At 76.9% G+C, this 1777-nt stretch carries 1 protein-coding gene; it reads right to left on the bottom strand.

The features are described from left to right. Positions 1-1682 (bottom strand): condensation domain-containing protein (locus tag D476_RS35110; RefSeq protein ID WP_239648865.1); only part of this gene is annotated, 1682 nt, incomplete at its 3' end. Positions 1683-1777 lie beyond the last annotated feature (95 nt).

Here is a 1777-nt window from a genome sequence, read left to right as displayed (position 1 = left end):
AGCTCCGTACCGTCAGGCGCCACCACCGCCACCGCCGACGGATCCACCGCCCCCTCCGACACCAGACCCGCCAACGTCCGATTCCGCACCGGACGCGCCATGGCCGACCGGGCCGTCTCCAGAGACCGGCGCTCGCGCGGCAGCAGCACCTCCGCCGCCGAGACGGGGCGGCGCGGGTCGGCCACGAGCGCGCCCAGCAGCCGGGTGAAGCGCTCGGCCACGTCCTCGACGGTGGCCCGGTCGAACAGGGCGGAGGCGTAGCGGACCACGGCGTCCAGGCCGTCGCGGCCGGGGCGCTCGATGAACGCGAACTCCAGGTCGAACTTGGCGCTGTCGATCACCTGGTCGTCCAGGCGCGTGCGGAGCCCGAACAGGTCCTCGGCGCCGTCGGGGCGGGTCTGCTGGGAGACCATCACCTGGAACAGCGGGTTGCGCCCGGGTGCCCGCACCGGGTCGACGGCGTCCACCACGTCCTCGAAGGGCAGGTCGGCGTTGCCGTGGGCGGCCAGGTCGGCGGCGCGCACCCGCTCCAGGAGGGCGGCGAATCCGGGATCGCCCGACAGGTCGGTGCGCAGCACCATGGTGTTGAGGAACATTCCGACCGCGTCGTGCAGCGCCTCGTCCGAGCGGCCGGTCACCGGCGTTCCCAGGGGGATGTCGTCGCCCGCGCCCATCCGGTGCAGCAGCACCGCCAAGGCCGAGCGCAGCACCATGAACCGGGTGGCGCCGGATGCCGCGGCGAGCGCGTCGGCGGCACGGCGCAGCTCGGCGGGGACGGCGAAGCGGACCACTCCCCCGGCGGCCGCGGGGGCCGCGGGGCGGGGCCGGTCGGCGGGCAGGGCGATCTCCTCGGGGAGACCGTCCAGGGCACGGCGCCAGAACTCGCGCTGGCGCACGGCCCTGCTGTCCGGGTCGTCCTGCGACCCGAGCAGCTCCCGCTGCCAGAGGGCGTAGTCGGTGTACTGGACGGGAAGCGGCGCCCAGTCGGGGGCGGCCCCGGCGGAACGGGCCCGGTAGGCGGTGTCGAGGTCGCGGAGGAAGGGCCCCTGCGACCATTCGTCCACGGCGGCGTGGTGGAAGACCGCGAGCAGCAGGTGCTCGGCCGCGCCGGTGCGGAAGAGGGTGAAGCGTGCGGGCAGGTCGGCGGCCAGGTCGAACGGCTCGCTGGCGGCCCGCCCTGCGCGCGCGGGCACCTCTTCGGCGGGGGCGCCGTCGATGCGCAGGACGCGCTGCGGCAGGTCCTCGGGGGCGAGGACGCGCTGCACCGGCTCGGCGCCGCCCGGCGCGGGCACCAGGCGGGTGCGCAGGACGGCGTGGCGGACGAGGACGTCGCGCAGGGCGGCGTTCAGGGCATCGGCGTCCAGGTCCCCCTCGATGCGCAGGGCCCACGGCACGTTGTAGGCGTCGGATCCGGAGCCCATCCCGTCGAGCAGCCACAGTCGGACCTGCTCGGCCGAGGCGGGGACCTCGGCGGGCGCGGGACCGGTGCGCGCGGTCAGCGCGGGCCTGGTGCCGCCGACGGCCTCGCCGCGCTCCGCGATGCGGGCGGCCAGGCGGGCGGGGGTGGGGGCGTCGAAGACGTCGCGCACGGTGACGTCCGCGCCGAGAGCGGCGCGCACCCGGTTGGCGGCGCGGGCGGCGGAGAGGGAGTGGCCCCCCAGGGCGAAGAAGTCGTCGTGCACGCCGACCGAGGGCAGGCCCAGGACGTCGGCGGCGACGGCGCAAAGGTCGCGTTCGAGGCCGGTGCGGGGCTCGCGGTCGGCGGCGCCGTCGGCCC

The sequence above is a fragment of the Nocardiopsis chromatogenes YIM 90109 genome (assembly GCF_000341185.1).
GTDB classification, from domain to species: domain Bacteria; phylum Actinomycetota; class Actinomycetes; order Streptosporangiales; family Streptosporangiaceae; genus Nocardiopsis_A; species Nocardiopsis_A chromatogenes.
This window is presented reverse-complemented; position numbering and strand designations above follow the sequence as displayed.